General features: G+C 67.2%; 9 protein-coding genes. 2 read left to right on the top strand and 7 right to left on the bottom strand.

Annotation, left to right across the window (positions count from 1 at the left end; all coding sequences use genetic code 11):
- Nucleotides 1–659: 659 nt before the first annotated feature.
- Entirely contained in the window at nt 660–4,178 is a 3,519-nt protein-coding gene (locus tag IPG97_18765) for a DEAD/DEAH box helicase family protein (protein MBK6858529.1), read from the bottom strand.
- Between the two features lie 95 nt (nt 4,179–4,273).
- Between IPG97_18765 and IPG97_18760 the strand changes: the two genes are divergently transcribed.
- Nucleotides 4,274–4,807: a hypothetical protein gene (locus tag IPG97_18760; protein ID MBK6858528.1), complete on the top strand. Its 534-nt coding sequence runs from the start codon at nt 4,274–4,276 to the stop codon at nt 4,805–4,807.
- A 13-nt stretch (nt 4,808–4,820) separates the two neighbouring features.
- On the opposite strand, the gene IPG97_18755 is transcribed toward IPG97_18760, so the two are convergent.
- The 3 genes from IPG97_18755 to IPG97_18745 form a co-directional block, all read right to left on the bottom strand.
- Entirely contained in the window at nt 4,821–6,215 is a 1,395-nt protein-coding gene (locus IPG97_18755; protein ID MBK6858527.1) for an NYN domain-containing protein, read from the bottom strand.
- A 101-nt stretch (nt 6,216–6,316) separates the two neighbouring features.
- A complete protein-coding gene (locus IPG97_18750) occupies nt 6,317–9,409 on the bottom strand; it encodes a DUF3427 domain-containing protein (protein ID MBK6858526.1) in 3,093 nt (1,030 codons plus the stop codon).
- 10 nt (nt 9,410–9,419) lie between these two features.
- A complete protein-coding gene (locus IPG97_18745) occupies nt 9,420–9,797 on the bottom strand; it encodes a YccF domain-containing protein (GenBank protein MBK6858525.1) in 378 nt (125 codons plus the stop codon).
- An 81-nt stretch (nt 9,798–9,878) separates the two neighbouring features.
- Between IPG97_18745 and IPG97_18740 the strand changes: the two genes are divergently transcribed.
- Entirely contained in the window at nt 9,879–10,403 is a 525-nt protein-coding gene (locus IPG97_18740) for a nitroreductase family deazaflavin-dependent oxidoreductase (protein ID MBK6858524.1), read from the top strand.
- 23 nt (nt 10,404–10,426) lie between these two features.
- Here IPG97_18740 and recD read toward each other — a convergent pair whose 3' ends face one another.
- Genes recD through IPG97_18725 form a run of 3 tightly spaced genes read right to left on the bottom strand, consistent with a single transcriptional unit; the run spans nt 10,427 to nt 20,015 of the window.
- Nucleotides 10,427–12,583, bottom strand: coding sequence for an exodeoxyribonuclease V subunit alpha (gene recD, locus IPG97_18735; GenBank protein ID MBK6858523.1), 2,157 nt, complete (start codon nt 12,581–12,583; stop codon nt 10,427–10,429).
- Entirely contained in the window at nt 12,580–16,242 is a 3,663-nt protein-coding gene (locus tag IPG97_18730) for a UvrD-helicase domain-containing protein (protein MBK6858522.1), read from the bottom strand. Before IPG97_18730 ends, recD begins: the two co-directional genes overlap by 4 nt.
- Nucleotides 16,242–20,015 carry an exodeoxyribonuclease V subunit gamma gene (locus IPG97_18725; GenBank protein ID MBK6858521.1) on the bottom strand — a complete coding sequence of 1,258 codons (3,774 nt, stop codon included), beginning with the start codon at nt 20,013–20,015 and terminating at the stop codon, nt 16,242–16,244. Before IPG97_18725 ends, IPG97_18730 begins: the two co-directional genes overlap by 1 nt.
- Nucleotides 20,016–20,039: the final 24 nt, after the last annotated feature.

Raw genomic sequence — 20,039 nt, 5'->3', positions numbered from 1 at the left:
CGCGGGTGAGTCGTTCGACGTGGTCCGTTGAGATGTCCCCGGTCTGCCATGCGGCTGACACCAGGGGCATGGAACGGGTGGAGCGGGCGGTGTGCACGGCGCGGTTGGTTGTTTGGCGGCGACAGCCGACGTCTCGGGCGAGTCGGGCTCCGGGGGCTTTGGATCCGTCGTTGGCCCACAACACGTGCGTCCCAGCGGGCCACGAAGCTGGCGGCCTTCGCGTCGAGGAGGGACCGGAACCGCATCAGTTCGATCACCGTTTCGCTCAGCGTGTCGTCGTCGAGACCTTCGGGCCCGGCCAGGGTGTCGAGTGCCTCGACCAGGTCAGCTGCCAGCCCTCGGACGGGACCGGTGGCGCGCTCACCCCGGTCCCACAAACCCGCCCATGGCCCGGGGCAGCCTTCTTCCCGACCTCATCGCTGGCGCGTTCATGGCCCGTGCCCCAGTCGATGTGGCCCGGACTCCACCCGTCGGGATCGCGGCGCTCGTGGTCGAAGTGGTCCATGACCCCATGATCCCCACCCCCAGTGACAAAAAGCGGTGGAATTACAGAGCCAGCCATAAAAAATCGGCAGAGTCACCAACAGTGGCTAAAAGGCGACCCATCGTGGGCATGCAGCCGCCGACAAGAGCTAGCCAGTGACGCCCAAGTTCGGCCGTCATGAGGTCATTACGTCGAGACCTGGTTCAGGCGGGAGGCCCGCAAGGGTGTCGGCCAGTTCGCGTGGGGAGTGAGTCGAGGCCCCGGAGATGACGAGGCGCATCGCCTTACGGCTGTTGCCGCTCGAGGTTGTTCCCGGCGGCTGTCCGACCCGGGCCATCGAGCGCAGCAGCGCCCTCCGCAGCGCGGCCAGATCCTCCACATCGCGAAGTTGGATCGGGTAGCTGGCGCCATCGTGGGGGCTGAGTCTGCGGTCGGTCAACGTGAGCGCGGAGACCGTGGTGCTGTCCACGTATGCGTCCTCGATCACGATGTCCAGGTCACGCATTCGCGCAAGGACCACGTCGACTCCGGCCACGTAATCCGTGTTTCGAGCTGAACGACTCGAGGCACTTCCGCCGGCTGATCCGAAGTAGACCGCCGTAGGGATGCCGTCCACATCTTCAAGGGTGAATGTGGCGTCCAGTGGGGTTCCGGAGGGGTCCAGGGGTTTGCGTTGTTCTCCTGGGCGGCGGGTGGAGCGGGACTCCAGGTATCGGTGGAGGCGGTAATCGACCAGCTCGGTGATCATGGCGGTGAGGGTCGGCCACAGGTGGTCCGGCACCTGGGACACGAGGGTGAGACGGTCTTCGTGAAGTGAGAAGAACGGCTCCTCACGGCCCTGGGGGGTGCGGGTCAGTGCCGCTATCGGGTTCTTGCGCCAGTAGGCCTGCCACTCGGCCGCGGTCGGCCGGAGCGGAGTGGCGAAGGCGGCATCGGTCAGGTCCTGGCGGAGCCGTGCGTCACGGTCGATCGCCCAGCGCGAAGCCAGGGCGAGGTCGGCAAGATCCATGCCGTCGCGCAGCGAGTCGTTGTCGGTGAGGACCCGGAGGGTGATCAGTTTGAAGCACTTCGTGTAACTGCCATGCTCCACGTAGGCGAGCAGGTCCGGTACTGCGGCCAGGACCGCTGCCTCCTCACCCGACAGCTCGCCGAGGGCGCCGAGGCCACCGAACCAGCCGCCCATTGATTTCAGCTCATGGGCCGTGCCGGTGGCGAGCGACAGTTCGAGAGCTGTGGGGCGACGGTCGCCGTGCAGGGAGCGCCAGGCGTCGAGTGTGGCTCGGAGACGGTCCTGGCGACGGTCCGGGGCGGTCAGGGCCCGCAACATTTCGACCACCTCGGTGTCGACGATGATCGAACACCCCTCGGGCAGGGTGGTCATGTCTGAACCCAACACCTCCACCGCTTCGCGGTTGGTGGCCGGCCGAGCGCCGACCAGTGCTGCCAACAGATGGGCCTTGACGAGGAAGGAGCGGTGGTTGCCCACCAGGTCGACCACGTCCAGGCGCTCTTTACCCGGAGAGCGACGCAGTCCTCGGCCGATCTGTTGGAGGAAGACCACCGGCGACTCGGTCGGGCGCAGCAGCATCACCACGTCGAGGTCGGGGATGTCCACCCCCTCGTTGAACAGGTCGACGGTGAACAGCACCCGGATCTGACCGGCGCGGAACCGCTCCAGGGTCTCGGCTCGCGGAGCCGAGTCGGGCCCGGAATGCACGGCCAGGGCATCCACCCCGTGCGCGCTGTAGAAGTCGGCCATGTACTGGGCGTGGGTGATCGAGCAACAGAAGCCGATGGCACGGCGACTGTTACCGCCAAGCTTGACCCATTCGTCGTAGACCTGTCGGGCCCGCTGCTCGGTCTCGAGTTGGACGGTCAACTCGGCCGGATCGAACCGTTGGCTCCGCCAGGGGATCTGCTCGTAGTCCGCCACGTCACGGATGGCGCGGTAGATGAATGGGCTGAGGAGGTTCCGGCGGATGCCTTCGGTCAGTCCGCATTCGTAGACCAGGTTGTCCGAACACAGCGCCATGAGGTCGGCGGAATCGGTGCGATCGGGCGTGGCGGTGAGCCCGAGCAGGAACCGGGGTCGGAGATGCCCGATGGTTCGTCGGTAGGTGGGAGCCTCGGCGTGGTGGAACTCGTCTACGACCACGTAATCGAAGGCCCCGGCATCGATCCCTTCGAGGTGGCGGTGGAGTGACTGGATGCTGGCGAACACCACATCGCCGCTCATGTCCTGCTCCTCCCCGGCGAACAGGGTCAGGGAACGGGTGGGCATGATCCGGCGATAGACGTCTCGGGCTTGAAGGAGGATCTCTTTTCGGTGGGCGACGAACAGCGTCCGTCTGAACTCGGGGCGGGTCGAGTCGAATGCCGCCAGCCAGGTTTTGCCCAGGCCGGTAGCCAGCACCACCAGCCCGGCGGTGTTCCCCTCGATCCGGGTGGCGGTGAGCGCGGCTAGGGCTTCGGCCTGCACCGCAGTCGGACGTGGTGAGGAGCCTGAACCCGATGTCGGCAAGACGCCGGTGGCGTCGGGCGAAGTGGCGACCAACCCGGGGCTGTCGCCCAGCCCGTCCGGTCGGCCCCGCCCGTCCAGTCCGCCCGGTCCGTCCGGCCCGTCCGCGCTGTCCGACCCGCCCTGACCGGAGCGTTCGCCAGGTTCGGGTGGTGGCACCGGGGACGCGGCTTCGGTCCAAAACCTGGGTGAGAGGAGTCGCCGCTGGTCATAGGACCGCAGCCAGTCGGTGGTCACGGTGGTAGCTCTTGGGTCCGACCACAGCGACTCGAACTCGTCATGGAGCGCGTCGATGCGTTGAACCATCAGGTTCCACTCGATCCCGAGCTCCAGACCGGATCGGCTCAGGTTGCTGCTCCCGACCAGAGCGACCCCCTCGGCCGAGCGCGATGACGAGAAGAGGTAGGCCTTGGGATGGAAGTTGGTGGCGGCATCGGAGAACACCTTCACGTCGAGGGCCCCGCCTTCGGGGGTGGTCCCAACCCGGTCGAGGAAGAAGCCCAGGGCTGCGGGGTCGGTGATGTGCAGATAGTCGGTGGTGAGAACCCTGATCCGAACTCCACGAGCCAGCGCCTCATCCACGTGGGCGGCGAGGAGATCCACGCCCGAGCGCATGAGGAAGCTCACCAGCAGGTCGATCCGGTCGAAGTCGGTCCGGGCCAGGCTTCGAACCAGTTCGACGCGCATCTGACCTTCCGACGGGGTGACCAGCCGAGGATGCGGCGACGGCGACGGCGGCGACGACGACGACGCTGGCGGGGCCGTGGCCGTATCAGGGCCAGGAGCCTGCGAGGCCGTACGTCTCAGGTAGTTGCCGCGGTGGGGGATGACGTGGCGGACACCGCCCCGGGGATCCTCCATGTCGCCCTGGTAGCGGGGAATCACGTGTACGTGAAGGTGGAACACGGTCTGTCCCGCTGCCTGGCCAGCGTTGAAGCCGATGTTGTAGCCGTCCGGATGGTGCGACTCATCGAGTTGGGCCTTGACCTTCTCGATGAGTTCGAGCACCGCCAGCTTCTCGGTCGGCGTAGCCGCCCACCAGTCCGATACCAGCCGGCGGGTGACGACGAGCGTGTGGCCCGGGCTGACCGGGAACCGGTCAGCGAACGCGAACGCCAATTCGTTTTGGGCGACCCACAGCGCCTCGGGAATGTCGAGAAACCCCCTCACCGCCACTGAACCTACCGCTGGGGCATGAGACCAGAGCACCCAAGCCGAGTTGGGGGGAACCACCCATGGCCACCGGGTGGGGAAGTGGACAGAGTGGTGGCATGTCACGAGTAGAGGGAGAAACGAATGCGGCCCCGCCGCCAGGGGAGGAGTTGAAGCCGCGGCGGCGAGGCACGTCGTGGGCTGGGAGGGTCGCCGCCGTCGTGCTGGTGCTGGTCAGCCCGGTGACGGCGTGGTGGATGACCGGTCCGGTCGCCAACAACGAGGTCGGGTCCGCTGCGGTATCCAACCCCGACGACTACGACTACATGGTCCGCGGGCCCGAGATCAGTGACGGGATCGAGAACCTGGTCGGCGGCGCCTCGCTGGTTCTTCTGGTTCTGGCTGTACTGGGTCTGGCCATCGAGGCCCGTCGGGGACGCTGGGACGGCCCTTGGTGGTTGCCGGTGGGCGCGGCGGTGGCGGCCGGGGTCATCGTGGGTCTGACGGCCCGGGTGGTTACAGCCCCGGTGATCGGGGCGAACATCGGCGGCGGAATGATGATCCTGTTCGGGCTTCCCTTGGCCTTCGGGCTCCTGGTGGGTAGTGCCATGTGGTCGGTTCGGATCCTGGTCACCACGTCGGTCGAGTCGTGACCGTCGTCCACGCTCATGTCAGTTCGAGGCGGACCTTCTGGATTGTCTCGACCGCAGATTGGGGGCAGTGGTCGCCGCACAGACCGTCGATTAGCACCTGCTCATCTTCGAGGAGGTCCGGCGTCTGGCTCCGAACCCGTTCCAACAGGCCACGGGCCAACCGTTCGGTCAGTTCCTGCTCGTCGGTGATCAGAAGGCGTATGCCGACGTCTCGGCCGAGCAGGTCGAAGCTGCCTACCTTGAAGTAGATCTGCTGGATCTTGCGGGCATCCGTCTCGCTGGCATCGGGGCGAAGGGCCTGGAGTGTGCCGTGAAGCTTCGCTACAACGTCCTGGCGGCTAGGTAGGGTCCGGTCGGGTGCCGACTCGAATATCTGCAGCAGTAGAGCCGGTGACATCCACAGGCTGTGCCGGTCATCGGGTAGTCGAACCTGGAGGCGTCTAAGGGCTCGGTCGATAGGGTTGACAGGGTTGACAGGGTCGACAGCGGCGGGCTCATCGGCCCCCGGGGGAGGAGAGATCTGCGGTTCCGTCGGTCTCGATACAGCATCCGCCGGATCGGCGGCCGTGCTGACGACGACCTCCTTCGGTTTGCTTTCAACCATGCTGCGGGGAGCCACATCTCGATGGTTGTCAACCGTGCGTTCGGCGACCAGACCATCGAGAGCGCTCAACAGACTGGAGAGGTTCTTGAAGCCATAACGCGACTCGTCCCAGGAGCTGTCGAGGCGCACCAGCATCGGCCGGACGCCTGCCTTGTTGACCCAGGGGGTGTCCTTGCCGGAGCGGAGTTGCTTGAGCGCCCGAAGTATGAGGGCGGCGGCGTGATCCATGTCGAACGCCGGGACCGCCTCTTCCATTGCGGGCATGAGGGCTGGGTCCAGCGTCGACTCGTGGCTCGGCACCGGTTCGGTGAGTGAGCCGTAGTACTTGAACTCGTCGCATGCCGCCTTGAACAGGGCGTTCGTCTTTGGCATGCCTACGGCGATGAACGCCCGACCGAGCTTGCGGCACTTCTGGGCCAGTGCCACGTAATCGCTGTCACCGGCCACCAGAACCACATGGCTGATGTGTTCGTACTGGTGCAGATCCTCGAGGACGTCAAGGGCGAGACGTATGTCGGCCCCGTTCTTGAGGCCGCTGAGCGGGAACATCTGAACAAGGTCGACGGCCTGGGCCTGGAGTGCACCCCGGTACTTCCCGAACCACTGCCAGTTTCCGTAGGCTCGGTTGACCGCTATCGAGCCGAAGGCGGCGGCGAAGTCGAGGACCGGTTCAAGGTCCACGATGGTCTCTTGGGGTGCATAGAAGGACCGCCGATAGGCCCCGTCGCCTCGGAGTTCGTCAAGCAGGGAGGCGTGCACGTTCTCAAAGTCCCAGTACACGGCAACCCGGGGGTTCTCGCTCATGCGGCGAAGAGTACGCACGCCCAGGGTCACCCGCCTTCCCCTCGCCATCGCGGTCGTTGGTGCCGGTACTTCTTGACGGGTGCTTCTTGATGGGGAGCTGGTCAGGCGACTGCGGCGGCGAAGGAGGCGAAGAGGTCGCCGGGGAGGGGGACCTCGAGCTCCCAGGTGATGGCCATGGGGCGTTCACCCTCGTGGCTCCGGTAGGTGGCGGGGCCCAGGAACCAGAAGGCGCGGTCGTCGTTTCGAAGGCGGCCGAACAGCAGGATCGAGTGCCCCATCTCCACGTGGTTTCGGTACCGGAGGCCGGTGGGGCTGTCCTCGGTGGTTCGCGACTGGCTCTCCCAGTGGATCAGGTTCCTGGTGATGGCGTAGTCGCGGTAGCGGGTGGTGGGGGAGAAGCTGCCGCTGGACTTGTCGAGGGTGAACACGAAGACGTCGGCGCGGGCGTCGTGCAGGTGTTTGACCCCTTCCCGCCACGCTGGGGCCTGGCCTCGGTCTCCGGCTGCTCCGGTGGCGGCCAGGATCTCGATGCGCGAGTAGCGGGCGTGGACCTGGAGGGGTACGTCGGGGTGGGTGGACAACGGTTGGTGCAGGTGATCGACCCGGTCTCCGAGCACCGTGGTCAGCTCCGCCACCTCGGCTCGGACCTGGGGGTGAGACCACACCAGGTCGACGCCCTCTTGGAGGGTGTGGTCCTTGGTGAGCACCTGGTCCCCTAGCGAGGCGACCAGCATCTGGAGCAGGCGCCGATCCCTAACCCCGAGGTCGGCGGCCATCGGTCGTTCGCCGGACAGCAGGTCGCGGTAGCGGGTGAGGCGCTCGCCGTCGTCGACGTGGAGGAGGCGGCCGATGGCCCGGCGTAGCGATGTCTCGGACGGGCCGGCCTCGAGGACCGGTTGGTCAGCGGCGGCCAAGTGATCTGACCAGCAGCGGTCGCCGGTGTACAGGTCTTCGAGGTCGAGGCCCGATTCGGTGAGGAAACCGGCGAGCCCGAGCATGGGGTCGTTGCGGCGCAGGGACCGCAGCTCGTCGATCCGTTCTGTGAACCTGGTGGGGATGGCGCTGCGGATGCTGGCCAGCACCACCTCGGCTGACTTCTGGTCGAGCTCCATGTGACAGCCGGTGGGCAGGAACGGGAACCCCGTCTCGACCGCTCGGTGAACGTCGCTGCGGCCACCGCCGAGCAGAGCCCGGTAGCGGCGGTCGAAGCGAAACTCCCGACGGTGGGTTCCCACGAAGTCCAACACCGTGCAGAACGGCTTGCCCCGGGCCTTGCGCAGGCCGCGTCCGAGTTGCTGGAGGAACAGGACCGGGCTCTCGGTGGGGCGCAGCATCAGCACGGTGTCCACCGCGGGGACGTCGACACCCTCGTTGAACAGGTCGACGGAGAACACCACACTTGCCCGGCCGGCCTTCAGGTCTGCCAGAGCGGCCTGGCGTTCGTCGCGGGGCGTGTCACCCCAGATGGCCACCGCGGGGATGCCGTGGCGGCTGAAGTTGCGGGCCATGAACCGGGCGTGATCGATGCTCACGCAGAACCCGAGGGCCCGCATCGCCGCGACGTCGCAGCGCCGGGCCACCTCCTTGACCACCAGCCGGGCCCAGGCATCCGAGCTCGTGTAGCAGGCGGTCAGTGCTTCGGGGTCGTAGCCGACGCCCCGTCGCCAGGGAACGTTCGTGAGGTCCATACCGTCGCGGACCCCGAAGTACTGGAAGGGCACCAGGTACTGCTGGTCGATGGCGTCCCACAGCCGCAGCTCTGCGGCGATGCGGTCGTCGAACCATTTCAGGACCGGCAGGCCGTCGCTGCGTTCGGGGGTGGCGGTCAGGCCCAGCAACTCGATCGGGCGGAGGTGGTCGAGGACCCGTCGGTACGAGGCCGCCGCGGCGTGGTGGAACTCGTCGACGATGACCACGTCGAAGTGGTCGGGCGGGAGGTCCTCGAGCTGGGCGGCGTTGAGGCTCTGTATCGACGCGAAGACGTGATCGAAGCGGGTGGGCCGGGCTCCACCGACCCACTTCTCACCGAAAGACGAGTCGCGCAGGGCGTGGCGGAACGTGGCCAGGCTCTGGTCCAGGATCTCCTCGCGGTGAGCGACGAACAGCAGACGGGAGCGTCCCAGTTGGTCGCGCAGGCGGGCGTAGTCGAGGGCGGCCATCACCGTCTTGCCGGTTCCGGTGGCCGCCACCAGCAGGTTGCGGTGATGGCCGTGTTGACGGGAAACGGCGAGCAGCTCGAGGAGTCGGTCCTGGAAGGGGAGTGGGTGGATCTCGATCGGGCTGAGGATCACCATCGGGCCGTGATCGGTTCGGCCGGCACGGGTTTGCTCGGCCTGGAACTGATCGGGGTCGAAGCCGACGTAGTCGCCGCTGGCCCAGTAGCTGTCGAACACGGCGTCGAACTTGGCGATCACATGAGGATTGCGGGCCTGGGAGGCCCGCAGGTTCCATTCCATCCCGGTGACCTGAGCCGAATGGGTGAGGTTCGATGAACCCACATACGCCGTGGAGAACCCCGAACGGCGGTGGAACACCCAGGCCTTGGCGTGGAGCCGGGTGGTGGTGACGTCATAGGAAACCCGCACGTCGGCCCCGAGTTGAACCAGCTGTTCCAGTGCCGCCTGTTCGGTGGAACCGGTGTAGGTGGTGGTCAGCACCCGCAGGTCCCGTCCCCTCTCGCAATGGCGTCCCAACGCATCGAGGAGGGGCGCGATACCGCTGCGACGGATGAAGGCCATCACCACGTCGATGCGGTCAGCCGAGTCGATCTCGGAACGGAGCTGGCTCCACAGGGTCGGTTCGCCGGGGGAGTTGGTGAGCAGGGTGGTGTCGAGCAGCGGGATGAGCGGGATGTCGACGGTGCCGGGCCGACCGTCGGGTCGCGTCTCGGTCACCGCCCGCAGGGTTGCGCCGGCCTCGATTGGTGCGGCGGCGCGGTCCACACCAACCAGTTCCGACAGCCGCTCGATCAGAACACGGGCGACCGAGATCCCCACCTTGGTCCTATCGGCCTCGGCGACGCCGGCGATGGCCCGCTCTACCTCGCGGCCTATGTGCCAGGCGATCCGGTCGGCGGCTTCGGCCCGGTCCAGCTTTGCCCGGTCAGCGGTGAGCCCGTCGGACAGTGCGCTCAGTCGGGCTTCCAGGCCCTCGGTGATGAGCAGTTCGTAGATGCCGGCGGGAAGTTCGGTCACGGGCCTGAACCTAGGAGCTCGGGACGGTGACGATCTTCTTGCCGAAGGGTGCCAGGGCCAGGAACGCCATCTTGAAGGTCTGGATACCGAAGGGGATGCCGATGATGGTGAGGCACAGGGCCACTCCGCAGCTCACATAGGCCACGAACATCACGCATCCGGGTATGAACCACAGGACGGCTCCTATGGCCCCGAGCTTGGAGGCCGAAGGGTCGGCAACCGCCTGACGTCCGAAGGGCCAAAGGCTGAACTCGGCCAACTTGATGCATTGGAGACCGAACGGGATCCCCACGATGGTCAGCGCCAGGATCCCCGCCCACATCAGCCAGGCCAGGGCCAGCCACACGCCCCCCAGCACCAGCCACAAGATGTTGCCCAGGGTCTTCACTCGTCGCTTCTCCTTGCCCGGTTGGCACCGTAGCGACCATGGGTACCCGATGGATGTGACGCCGTGGCGGACAACCCGAGGATGACCCGCCGGGCGACGCACCGGTGCTCCGGCGTGGTTGACTCGTCGCCGGAACCGATCCGCACCCAGAGGAGTTGTCCTGTGTCCGCCTTCGATGCCGAATACGAACCGAGCCCGTGGGAGCCGATCGCCTTGGAGATCGAGCGCTACGAGCGCAGCGACGGGTCCGAGCCCAGCGAGCTGGTCGGAGACCAGTGGATGGTGCTGTGGACGTTAGGAGCCAAGTCGGGCAAGGTCCGCAAGACGCCGCTGGTGCGGGTCGCCGACGGGGAGGGTCGATACGCGGTGATCGGATCGATGGGGGGAGCACCCACCCATCCCCAGTGGGTCCACAACATCCGGGCCAACCCGGTGGTCCGGATCCAAGACGGTGGCGAACGTCACGACCTGTCGGTGCGTGAGGTCGACGGTGACGAAAAGGCCACATGGTGGGCCCGTGCCATGGCGGTGTGGCCCGACTACGACAACTATCAGGCCGCCACCGACCGGATCATCCCGCTGTTCGTGCTGGAACCGACGGACTGAGTCCGTCTCGGGCGTTTGCCTCACTACAAGCGGCTGAGGCGGTCGGCCATGCCGGAGGCTCGGGCCACGGGTCGATCGACCGCGGCGCGTATGGCTACCTCGGAGGCCACGACCGTCAAACGTTGCTTGGCGCGGGTCACACCGGTGTAGAGCAGTTCCCGGGTCAGGATGCGAGCCGGCGGTGGGGGTAGGACCACCACGGCGTGGGCGAACTCGGAGCCCTGGCTCTTGTGGATAGACATCGCCCATTGGGTGGTCACCCGGTCGAGGCGGATGGCCGGGACCTCATGGCTGGCTCCGCTACGGGCGAACACCACCCGGTAGTTGGCGGCTTCGGGACCGTCGATCACCTCGGTGGTGGCCGGAAGGGCCACACCCACATCTCCATTGAACACGTGGTTCACGTAGTCGTTCTCGGTGACCATGGCGGGCCGGCCGGCGTACCAGTCACCCCGGCGGATGATGGTTAGGCGACGCAGGTAGTCCTCGACCGAGCGGTTCCAGTGGTCGACCCCGGTCGGTCCACGACGCAGCGCACACAGGACCTTCACCGATTCGATCGCCGCCAGAGCGGCCTCGATATCGTCAGCCTCGGCGGCCCGGACCGCCTCGGTGGCGCTGTCTCGTACCTCGGAGGTGAGCTGCTCCAATCGGCGAACGTGCTCGGCCCGGTGACCTCGGGGCTTTGCTCCAGCCGTATTGGCTGTACCTGTCCTGTCGGTCGAAACCGCATCAGCGTCGATCCAGGTCAGATCGACGGCTCCATCAGTTAGCAGGTCGACTACATGGTCGGAGCGACCCTCTCGTATGGCGGCGGCCAGATCCAAGATGCTCGAGTCTTTGCCCTGGCGGTGGATGGTCGAAAGCGACCGGACGGCGGGAGTCAGCACCGGCGGTGGGGTGGCCTGCCCGTCCACCGCGGCCCGCATTCCGACCATGTCGCCCAGGACCGTGCCCGCTTCCACGCTGGCCAACTGGTAAGGGTCACCCACCATCACGACCTTGGTGTGGGGTGGGATGGCGACCAGGAGATGGGCCATCAGCGATAGCGACACCATCGACACCTCGTCGATTATCACCAGGTCGTGGGGAAGTGGGTTGTCCGGGCCGTGGTTGAAACCGGCGCCCCGTCGACCCAACAACCGGTGGATGGTGACGGCCTCCAGCGCGTTCAGTTGCTCGACGACTGTGGCGGGGAGGTGATCGGACAGGCCGTTGACGGCTTGGCGTATGGCCTCGGTCATGCGGGCCGCAGCCTTGCCGGTGGGTGCCACCAACGCGATCCGGTCGTATCCCCTCGCCGGAGCGGCGGCGTCCGTTGGGGGCACCGCCTGGAGGGCTGTCGCCTGAGCGGCCGTCCACTTCGGGTCCCGGCCATCTGCCTTGTGGGTGTTGGCGGACCACAGGAGACCGGCCAGGAGGTGGGCGACGGTGGTGGTCTTGCCGGTGCCGGGACCGCCGGCGATCACCACCAGGTTGCTGGTGGCCACCGCCTGGGCCGCCGCCACCTGATCTGGGTCAGGTGAAGCTCCTGTGGCCCGGGCCGCCATCTCGAACAGATCGGCGATGTGGGCCTCCACGACGGGTGCGATGTTGGGCGCAGCCGAGGTGGCGTCGGCGTCAAAGGTGACCGTGGTCGCCCGGGCGGCCAGGTCGGCCGCAACGTGACGTTCTAGGTACCAGTGCCGCGCCAGGTACAGGCGTCCACCGTCGAGGACCAGGGGTCGGAGGTCACCCCCAGGGTTCTCGGAGGCGACCCTCACCAGGCGTGACCTGCTCAGCTCGGCCAACCACCGGGCTGGGCTGGGCCACTCGAGGTCGTCGATCGATATCGCTGCCGCGGTATCGATCGGTTCCAGGTAGTCGGGGTCGTCGTCGTCTCGACCGCCGCCGAAGGTGTCGAGAGCCATCGTGGTGTCGGCATCGACGCTCACCAAGTCGTTCGGTTCGGTGGCGGCAGAGATCACGGTGTGACGGATCGAGTTGATCTCCACGCACACCGAGCCGTGCTGGGGGGCGCGGGCGGCCAGGGCGGCACCCAAGATGACCTCGGTGGGGGAGGCGGGATCGATGAGGGCGAGGGTGGCGGCCAGGTGGATCTCGGTGAGACCGAGCACCCCGGCTGTCACGAACGGCTCGATCCAGGCGACCTCGCTCGGGATCAGATGTGGCGACCTCATCGGGTTCCTCCGGGAGTGACCTGTCCGGCGAACAGGTCGGACAGGGCCGTGATCAGGCTGTGAGGTACCTGCCAGGCGAACACCCCGGCCCGCAGGGTCTCGCTCCCCCCTGAGGTGCTGGGGGTGTTGTCGCCCACCATGGCTCGCACGAAGAGGTAGCCGACCGGTCCCAGGTGTGCGGCTGGGTCGTAGTCGGGAAGGCGCCAACGTAGGTAGCGGTGCAACGCCACCGAATACACCAGGGCCTGGAGGGCGTACTGGTTGTCGGCCATGGCCCGAGTGAGGTTGCGGGGCCGGTAGCTGTGCAAGGTCGGTTCGGCCATGCCGGGGGCCAGGTTGTTGGTCTTGTAGTCGACCACGCTGTAGCGGGTTGTGCCGTTGACGTTCTGGCGCAGGGTCAAGTCGATGCTGCCGTTGAGGAACCCTTGGAGAGACGTTGAGGACAGGCCGCGCTTCAGGCCCAGGGCCCAGGCGTGCAGCGGGTCGGTGGCGTCCAGGTGATCGGCGATCAAGGCCCCGATGTGCCCGGCCGGCAACACCTGCTCGGGTGACAGAGCGAAGTGGAAGGTCAACTCGTTGAGCCGGTCACCTGCGCCCAGGTCGGCGAGGCGAAGGTCTGCGAAGGGAGACCCCAACGGCGTGCGCAACACATCGGCCAGTACCTCGGGCAGCTGGCTGCGCTGTTCGGGGCTGATGCGGTGCCCGATGGGGCGGGCCAAGATCTCGGCCACCGCGCCGGGAAGGTCGGGGCCGGTGAAGTCGAGGACCTCGAACACGTGGTGGATGAGGTTCCCGAAGTCCTTCCCCCCGCCCAGACCGGTGAAGGGAGACGGCTGGTCCCAGTCGAGGAGCGATGGCGCATCGACCGGGGTGCCCTCGTCCGTGCCTGTGAGTGTGCCTGTTGCAAAGTCTGTATCTGTGTCTGGTGAGGTCTGTCCAGGGGGTTCGTCGTGGGCCTTGACATCGTCGCCGGCCTCGACGGTCACGTCTCCGCCCTCGAGGTCTTCGGGCAGAGCGACGTGGAGGTCGCGGGCAATGGAGGAGAACGACCACATCTTGCGCAGGCGGTCCAGGTCCCGGCCGAGCTCCCCAGCCTGAAGGGCATCGGGGTCGGTGACCGCCAAGGCGGGAGCCGGAGGGTCTCCGAGACTGGACGGGTCGACCGCGGTGTCCGCGTCGAGGGCTTCGACGTGAACCGAGGCCTCGGCGCCCTGGTCCGCGACTCGTTTGGTGACCGCGGCGAAGAAGCCATCCTGGCCGACCTTGACCTCCTCGGAGGCTGGTGTGTCGGGCTGGCCCAACAACATCCGGGTCACCCCGCTGGCTTTGAAGCCGCTGCCGACATTGGACCACCACACAACGCTTTGGTGCTCGGCTCGGGTCAACGCCACGTAGGTGAGGCGGTGCTGGTCACCGCAGTTCTGACGCTTCGCCTCGGCCTTGGCCCGATCTTCGGCAGGAGGCAGCTTGCGACGACTGTTACCGGTCTCGGGGTCTGTGGCCGAACTGATGTCGATCACCCGGTGTCCGGCTCGCTGGTGACCGTTCTCCTCGCCGGCTTCGCTGCCGTCGCTGGCATCGAAGAACACATAGGGCCGACCTGCCGCGACCCGGTTGCCACCGGCGTACAGGTACGGCAACAGCACGAAGGGGAACTCGAGACCCTTGGAGGCGTGGACGGTCATGATCTGCACCGAGTCCGAGTCCGAGTCGACACGGCGCTGGGCGGCGTCGGCCGCCACCTCGTCATCGGGCGTTCCTCCCAAGGCGTCGAGGATCTCCAGGGCGGTACCCGCCGACATGTCCCTCCCGTCGGCGCGGGCCTCTGAGTGGATCAGCTCGGCTAGGTGTTCCAGGTCGGTGAGGTTGCGTTCCCCCGACTCGGTGGCCAACAGGCGCGCCGCCAAGCCCTGGCTGCGGCGAGCTCGGCCGTAGAGCGAGGCGATTCCCTCCTCGACCAGCACCTTGGCCCACTCGACCAGAGTCTGCTGCAACGCCAGCAGCTTGTGGCGGGCTTCGTCCTGGTCGGATTCGGTCTCCACCGCCTCGATCACCTCGCCGGGCTCCCACCCGAAGAACCAGGTGAGCGCGGCCGCGGCAGCCTGGCGGATCGAACCGGGACGGTCCAAGGCGTGAAGCAAGGTCCGCCACTGGTGACGAGCGTCGGAGTCAGCGACGTCGTCACGCAGGCGCAACACCACCGGGACACCGGCAGCCCGAAGGGCGTGGGCTACCGGTTGAGCGTGGGAGGCCGACGAGACCAACACCGCGATGTCGCTGGGCCGCACCCGCTTGGTCCCAGCGTCCTCGCCCGTTCCTCCTTCGGTCTCGGCGTGGGTCAAGAGGTCGATGACCACCTTGGCCAGATCTGCGGCAATGGCTCGCCTCGCTGGCTCAGCGGTGTTCTCGATACCCGAGGTCTTCTGCAGTTCGAGGGTACGGATCGCCATTCCTGGCATCGTCTCGGTGCTGCGGGAGTCGACGGCGCGTCGGCCGGTGTGGCGGGGGGATGCGAGGACCTGCTGGTACACGATGCCGGCGTCGCCGTATTGGTGGTCCTTGGCCATGCGATTCATGGCGTCGATGACCGTGGGGTCCGAGCGTTGGTTGGTGACCAGCACTCGCACATCGGCGGTGTCTTTGGCCTTGAGGTAGGTGTAGATGTCACCGCCTCGGAAGGCATAGATGGCCTGCTTGGGGTCACCGACCAGGAACAACGCCCGAGGTGTCGGCCCGCCTTGGGACACCCCCTCGGCGAACACGGTGCGGAAGATCTCCCATTGCACCGGATCTGTGTCTTGGAACTCGTCGATCAACGCCACCGGGAACTGCTCGCGTAAGGCACCGACCAGTCGAGGATCGCCCCGCAAGGCATTGCGGACGCCGACCAGCAAAGAATCGAAGGACTGACCTCCCTGGCGTTCCAGCCGGCGGTCCACCTCGCCCACGGCCCGGTTGACCAACTCCACCGCGGCCAGGTCTGAAGCCATGGCTGAGTTGGCCAGGACCTCGGCCTCGGTGAGGGTGCGGGCGGTGGCGACCAGCTTGACCAGTTGGTCCAGGTTGCGGGTCCCGAACGGGCTGACGGAGTGGGTCGACAGCTCCTCGAAGAACAGGTCGGCGCACACCTGGGTGATCAGGTCGGTCTCGGACTGGGTCGGCACCGCCTCGGTGGACTGTTCGGAAAGAACGCCGATCGAGGCCCGAACCTGGGAGCAGAACCCATGGATCGTGCTGATGGTGGCAGCGTCGAAGTCGCTGATGGCCTGAGCTAGGCGGGAGCGACGCTGTTCCAACTCGTCTGTTCCGCAGGGGCTCCCATCAGGACTGCGGCCGAGCGCGGCCAGAACGGGATCGTCGCTGGTGGCGGGGTCGGTCGCGACGCTCAGGTGGCGGAGCGCCTCGACCAGGCGCTTCCGAACTCGGTCACGCAGTTCGGCGGTGGCCGCCCTGGTGAAGGTGACCAGCAGGATCCGCTCGATGGGGATGCCGTGCTCGGCCACCAACCTCACGCAGATGGCGGTCAGGGCGTAGGTCTTGCCGGTACCGGCGCTGGCCTCGATGAGGGTGGTCGCCCCGAAGGCGATGGGGCCGTCGACCTCGAAAGGTGCAGTGTGGCCGTCGGTGAGAGCGGACTTGGTCTCCGGGTCGGCGCCCATCAGCGGCGGTCTCCTTGGGGTGGGGTGGTGTCTTCGGGAAGGACTTCGACCAGAGCGGCGTCGAGGGTGCCCCACAGCCGGTCCGCTTCGCCCTGGAGGGTGTGACCACCGAGCACCGCCGCCTCTAGATCATCGAAAGGGATCGGACCGAAGACCAGCTGGTGGTACAGGTCGAAGCATTCCTTTGACCAGGAGAAGTCGTTCTTCACCAGGTCGCCCCATGCATTCCGGGCTGCACTCCGGCTGGTCGACGTCTTGGTGGCCCCGTTGATGAGGGCGTAGGACGTGGCGTTGAACAGAGGGAGCGGATAGCAGGCGCCGTCGCGGTACTGGGTCACGAGAACTTCCAGCGCCCTGAGCGCCGTGGCCCGGCGGGCTGACGCGTCATTGCCGCTGACCGTCCGGACCCAGACCTTTGGTGCCAGGTTCTTGGACTCGCCCCGGGTGATGACCACGCCACGCCACGCCACTTGGGGCTGGGCTGCGGTGAGGAGGAGGAGATCGATGGCCGCAGAGGCAAGGTATTTGGGTTTGAACCGGCTGTACTGAAGACGCAACGGACCTGGATCGGTACCCCCGCCGCAACGACTCACCGTGCCCGTAACCCTGGTGCCATCGGGAAGGAGAACTTCGAGGCTGTGGCTCTGGTCGGCAGCCCCCAAGGCATCGAAGCCCGAGGCGGTCTTGAGGATGTCCGCCACCTCTGAGGACATGGCGGCCAGATCTGGATCGGCCACCGAGGGGGGCGGCAAGATCCCCCGTGCCCGGTGGTAGCGCAGCACCGCTGCTACCTCCTCGGGAAGAGGTGGGAGCGAGTCATCGACGGGGATGATGACCGACTCGGGATCATCCAGGGCTATGCCGGCCTCCAGCAGGTCCCCGCCGATTCCCGACGCCGTCAACTTGTCTAGCGAGGTGGGGAGCTGGTCATCGCCCTGGGTTGCTTCCTCGGGCAGGGTGATGCTCAGGCGACGCCGCACGAAATGCCTGACCGGGTGGTCATAGAAGGACCGGAGGTCTCCCAGGTCCACATGATCGGTCTGCCCTGGTGGTTCGGGCAGTGGCTCGGTGATCAGCAATTCGAGCCCGCTCGATCGAGCGGGCGATGCCAACCGGTTCAGGATCGCGGCTGCGCCGGCGCGGGCCGTAGGGTCGAAGCTGAACGGCAACCCGTGTGGGGCAGTTGCGAAGTTGGAGGGGTCGAAGGCCTGACGGGGGTGGGAGCGGACCAGGCGGTCCTCCAACTTGCCGTTGTTGGCTGTCTTGGCCCCGTTGGCTGTGGCGGCCTCGAGGGTGTCGGGGGTGTCGGGGGTGTCGGGGGTGTCAGGGCTATCAGGCGAAACGGTGGCGGCGATGACGTCGATCAGTTCGTCGAGCACCACTGCCCGGGGAACCTCGGCATTGGTGCGGACATCACGTGAGGTGCAGGTGATGATCACGTGATCCCGCGCGGCCAGCACAGCGGCCAGCAGCTCGGCCCGGGCCTCGGACCGAGGGTCTCGATCGCCGACGTGGGGAGCAGTCGCCAAGAGGTCGTCGCCGCCGGGTGGCGCCGATGGCATCGCCTCGTCGTCGAGGCCCAGGATGCACACCACCCGGAATGGCACCCCGGTCAGCAGGGAGGGGCGGGCGATGACCATCGATCCGTAGCCCAGGTCGGCTCGGGCTCGCTGGCCCTCCAACGATGGGGCCAGCAGTCGCTTGATGTCACCGAAGGTCAACTCGGTGGTGCTCGGCTGTCCTGACGCGTCGGCCGATGCGAGCACCAGGTTGGCCAGCGCATCGTCGAGGGCGGCCCGTTGCCAGTCCTCGAACCGGGACGGGGCCAGCATGAGGTCGGCTGCCGCGGTGAGCAGGTCCCGCCACTGGGAGACGGAGCGACGCATGGAATCAGGGCCGGTGCCGCTGGCCCGGTCGCCGACCAGGAGGGCGTGTACCGCGGCCATGGATCGGATGGCAGCCGCCACGCGACCGGCCGAGGCGATGTCGCCTTCGCCAACCTCGAGAGGGACGATCGACCCCACCGCCAACGCGTGTGGCGAGGCGTTGGGGCCGATGACATCGTGGGGGAGAGGGCGCGGGGCTACCGTTCGTAGCGGATCGCCGAGAGTCACCCCGACCATGATCTGGTCGACGGCGGCGGCCCACGAGTTGGCCCGATGCGCCGGGTCGATGCCCCACGGCCGGCGTTGGTCGCCATCGAGGCCCCAGCGCACACCGGCGTCGTCTATCCATTCCGACAGGAGGCCTAGGTCGTTCTCGTCGAGGTCGAACCGGGCCCGTACCGCCGGGGAGTGCAGGAGGTCACGGACGCTGCCCGTGTCGAAGCGGCCCGGCATGACGTCCAACATGGTCTGCATGGCGGCCAGCACCGGGTTGAACGACCGGGCGTCCCGGTCGACCAGCGTGTAGCGCAGTGTCGGAACCCCGTCGGGTTGCTCGCCCCGCCGGGCGGTTGGGCCGAGCACGGCGGTGATCACCGGCGCGAACTCCTCTAGTTGGGGGCACAGCACTGCTATCTCGTCCTCAGCGAGATCAGGGTTGTCCCGCAGAAGCCCGAGCACGACGTCGCGCAGAACCTCGACCTGACGGGTGCGTCCTGGTGCGGCATGGATCTGAAGTGACGGGTCGGGAACGGGGCCAGGGTGGTCACCGGCCGGCGGGGCGTCGGCGCGAACATCGGCCTGGATCCGCCCTAGGAGGGTGACGGGCGTGTGGACCTCGGCCGGTAGGAGCGGGGTGGTCTCTGCGAGGGCCCGGCCCGGTCGGCGGAGAAGCGTGGGCACGACGCCCCCGGCCCCGAGTAGCAGCGCGGACTCCAGGGGACGTCTACCCCAACCGTTGACCAGAGGATGTCCCGACTGGCCTGGTGTCGCGCGGTCGAGCGGCCGGTCCTTGCGCCGAAACGCCCACGACGACGCTCCACCGGGCCCAACCGAGGACTGTGCCACCGACTGTGCCGCCGCCACCGAAGCCTGAGCAGAGGGCGACAGCAGCATCACCGTGACCTCGGCTTGGCGGGCCACGGCGCTCAGTACCGGGCCTAGCTCTGCGGTCAAGATCGACTGGCCGACCACCGCCAGTCGGGGAGGAAGGCCCCGTTCTGTTGAGCTCAACGGCACCGACAGGTCAAGGTCGCCGCTACGGATCTGCTCCAGAGCCTCTACCAGCCGTTCGGCCGGAGGGGTCACCCCGCCGTCGGCGATCAGTCGGCCCCGTACGGCCCGGTAGAGCCGCGGCTGCCAACGGCGATCTTGGGGGAGAGGTTGACCCTCGGCATCGACGTCGTGTCCGTCGGCCCAGGCGTTGACCATCTGGGGTCGGTGGACGCCGTAGCGGTCGAACAGGTCGGCGATGGGCCCGGCCCGACTGGCCAGCGTCACCCCGGGGGGAAGCGTGCTGCGCCGCAGCCGTTCATCGATCTCGGCGTCGGGGTCCGACATGACGTCGAGCACGGCCCACACCAGCCGGTCGACCTCCCACGGATCGACTCCTTCCGGGCGGCCGGCTCGGGCTCCGTGGGCCCGCAATATCCGCCAGCGCAGCGAGCCGGGAAACGGCATGTCGATGTTGGCCACCACGCCGTCTCCGCTGCCTCCATCGCCAGCGGCGCCCAGGTGACGAGCGAGCTCGAAACGCAACCAGCTCCGGAATCCGAGCGAAGGAACCGACACCCACTCACTCTGGAACGGGTCGGCCAAAGGCGCGGCCAACAGGTCGACCACGGCGTCGACAAGATCGGTGGCTCGGTCAACCACCCCGACATTAAGCATGCGACGAACATACCGACCCCCGCT

The sequence above is a fragment of the Microthrixaceae bacterium genome, assembly GCA_016702505.1.
Classification (GTDB): Bacteria; Actinomycetota; Acidimicrobiia; order Acidimicrobiales; family Iamiaceae; genus Aquihabitans.
Note: the sequence above shows the minus strand (reverse complement) of the source record. Positions and strands in the feature narration are given on the sequence as shown.

Excerpts from the sequence above, each read along its gene's own strand:
- IPG97_18760 (MBK6858528.1), top strand. The coding sequence starts at position 4,274 with ATGTCACGAGTAGAGGGAGAAACGAATGCGGCCCCGCCGCCAGGGGAG.
- IPG97_18755 (MBK6858527.1), bottom strand. The coding sequence starts at position 6,215 with ATGAGCGAGAACCCCCGGGTTGCCGTGTACTGGGACTTTGAGAACGTG.
- IPG97_18740 (MBK6858524.1), top strand. The coding sequence starts at position 9,879 with ATGACCCGCCGGGCGACGCACCGGTGCTCCGGCGTGGTTGACTCGTCG.
- recD (MBK6858523.1), bottom strand. The coding sequence starts at position 12,583 with ATGAGGTCGCCACATCTGATCCCGAGCGAGGTCGCCTGGATCGAGCCG.
- IPG97_18730 (MBK6858522.1), bottom strand. The coding sequence starts at position 16,242 with ATGGGCGCCGACCCGGAGACCAAGTCCGCTCTCACCGACGGCCACACT.
- IPG97_18725 (MBK6858521.1), bottom strand. The coding sequence starts at position 20,015 with ATGCTTAATGTCGGGGTGGTTGACCGAGCCACCGATCTTGTCGACGCC.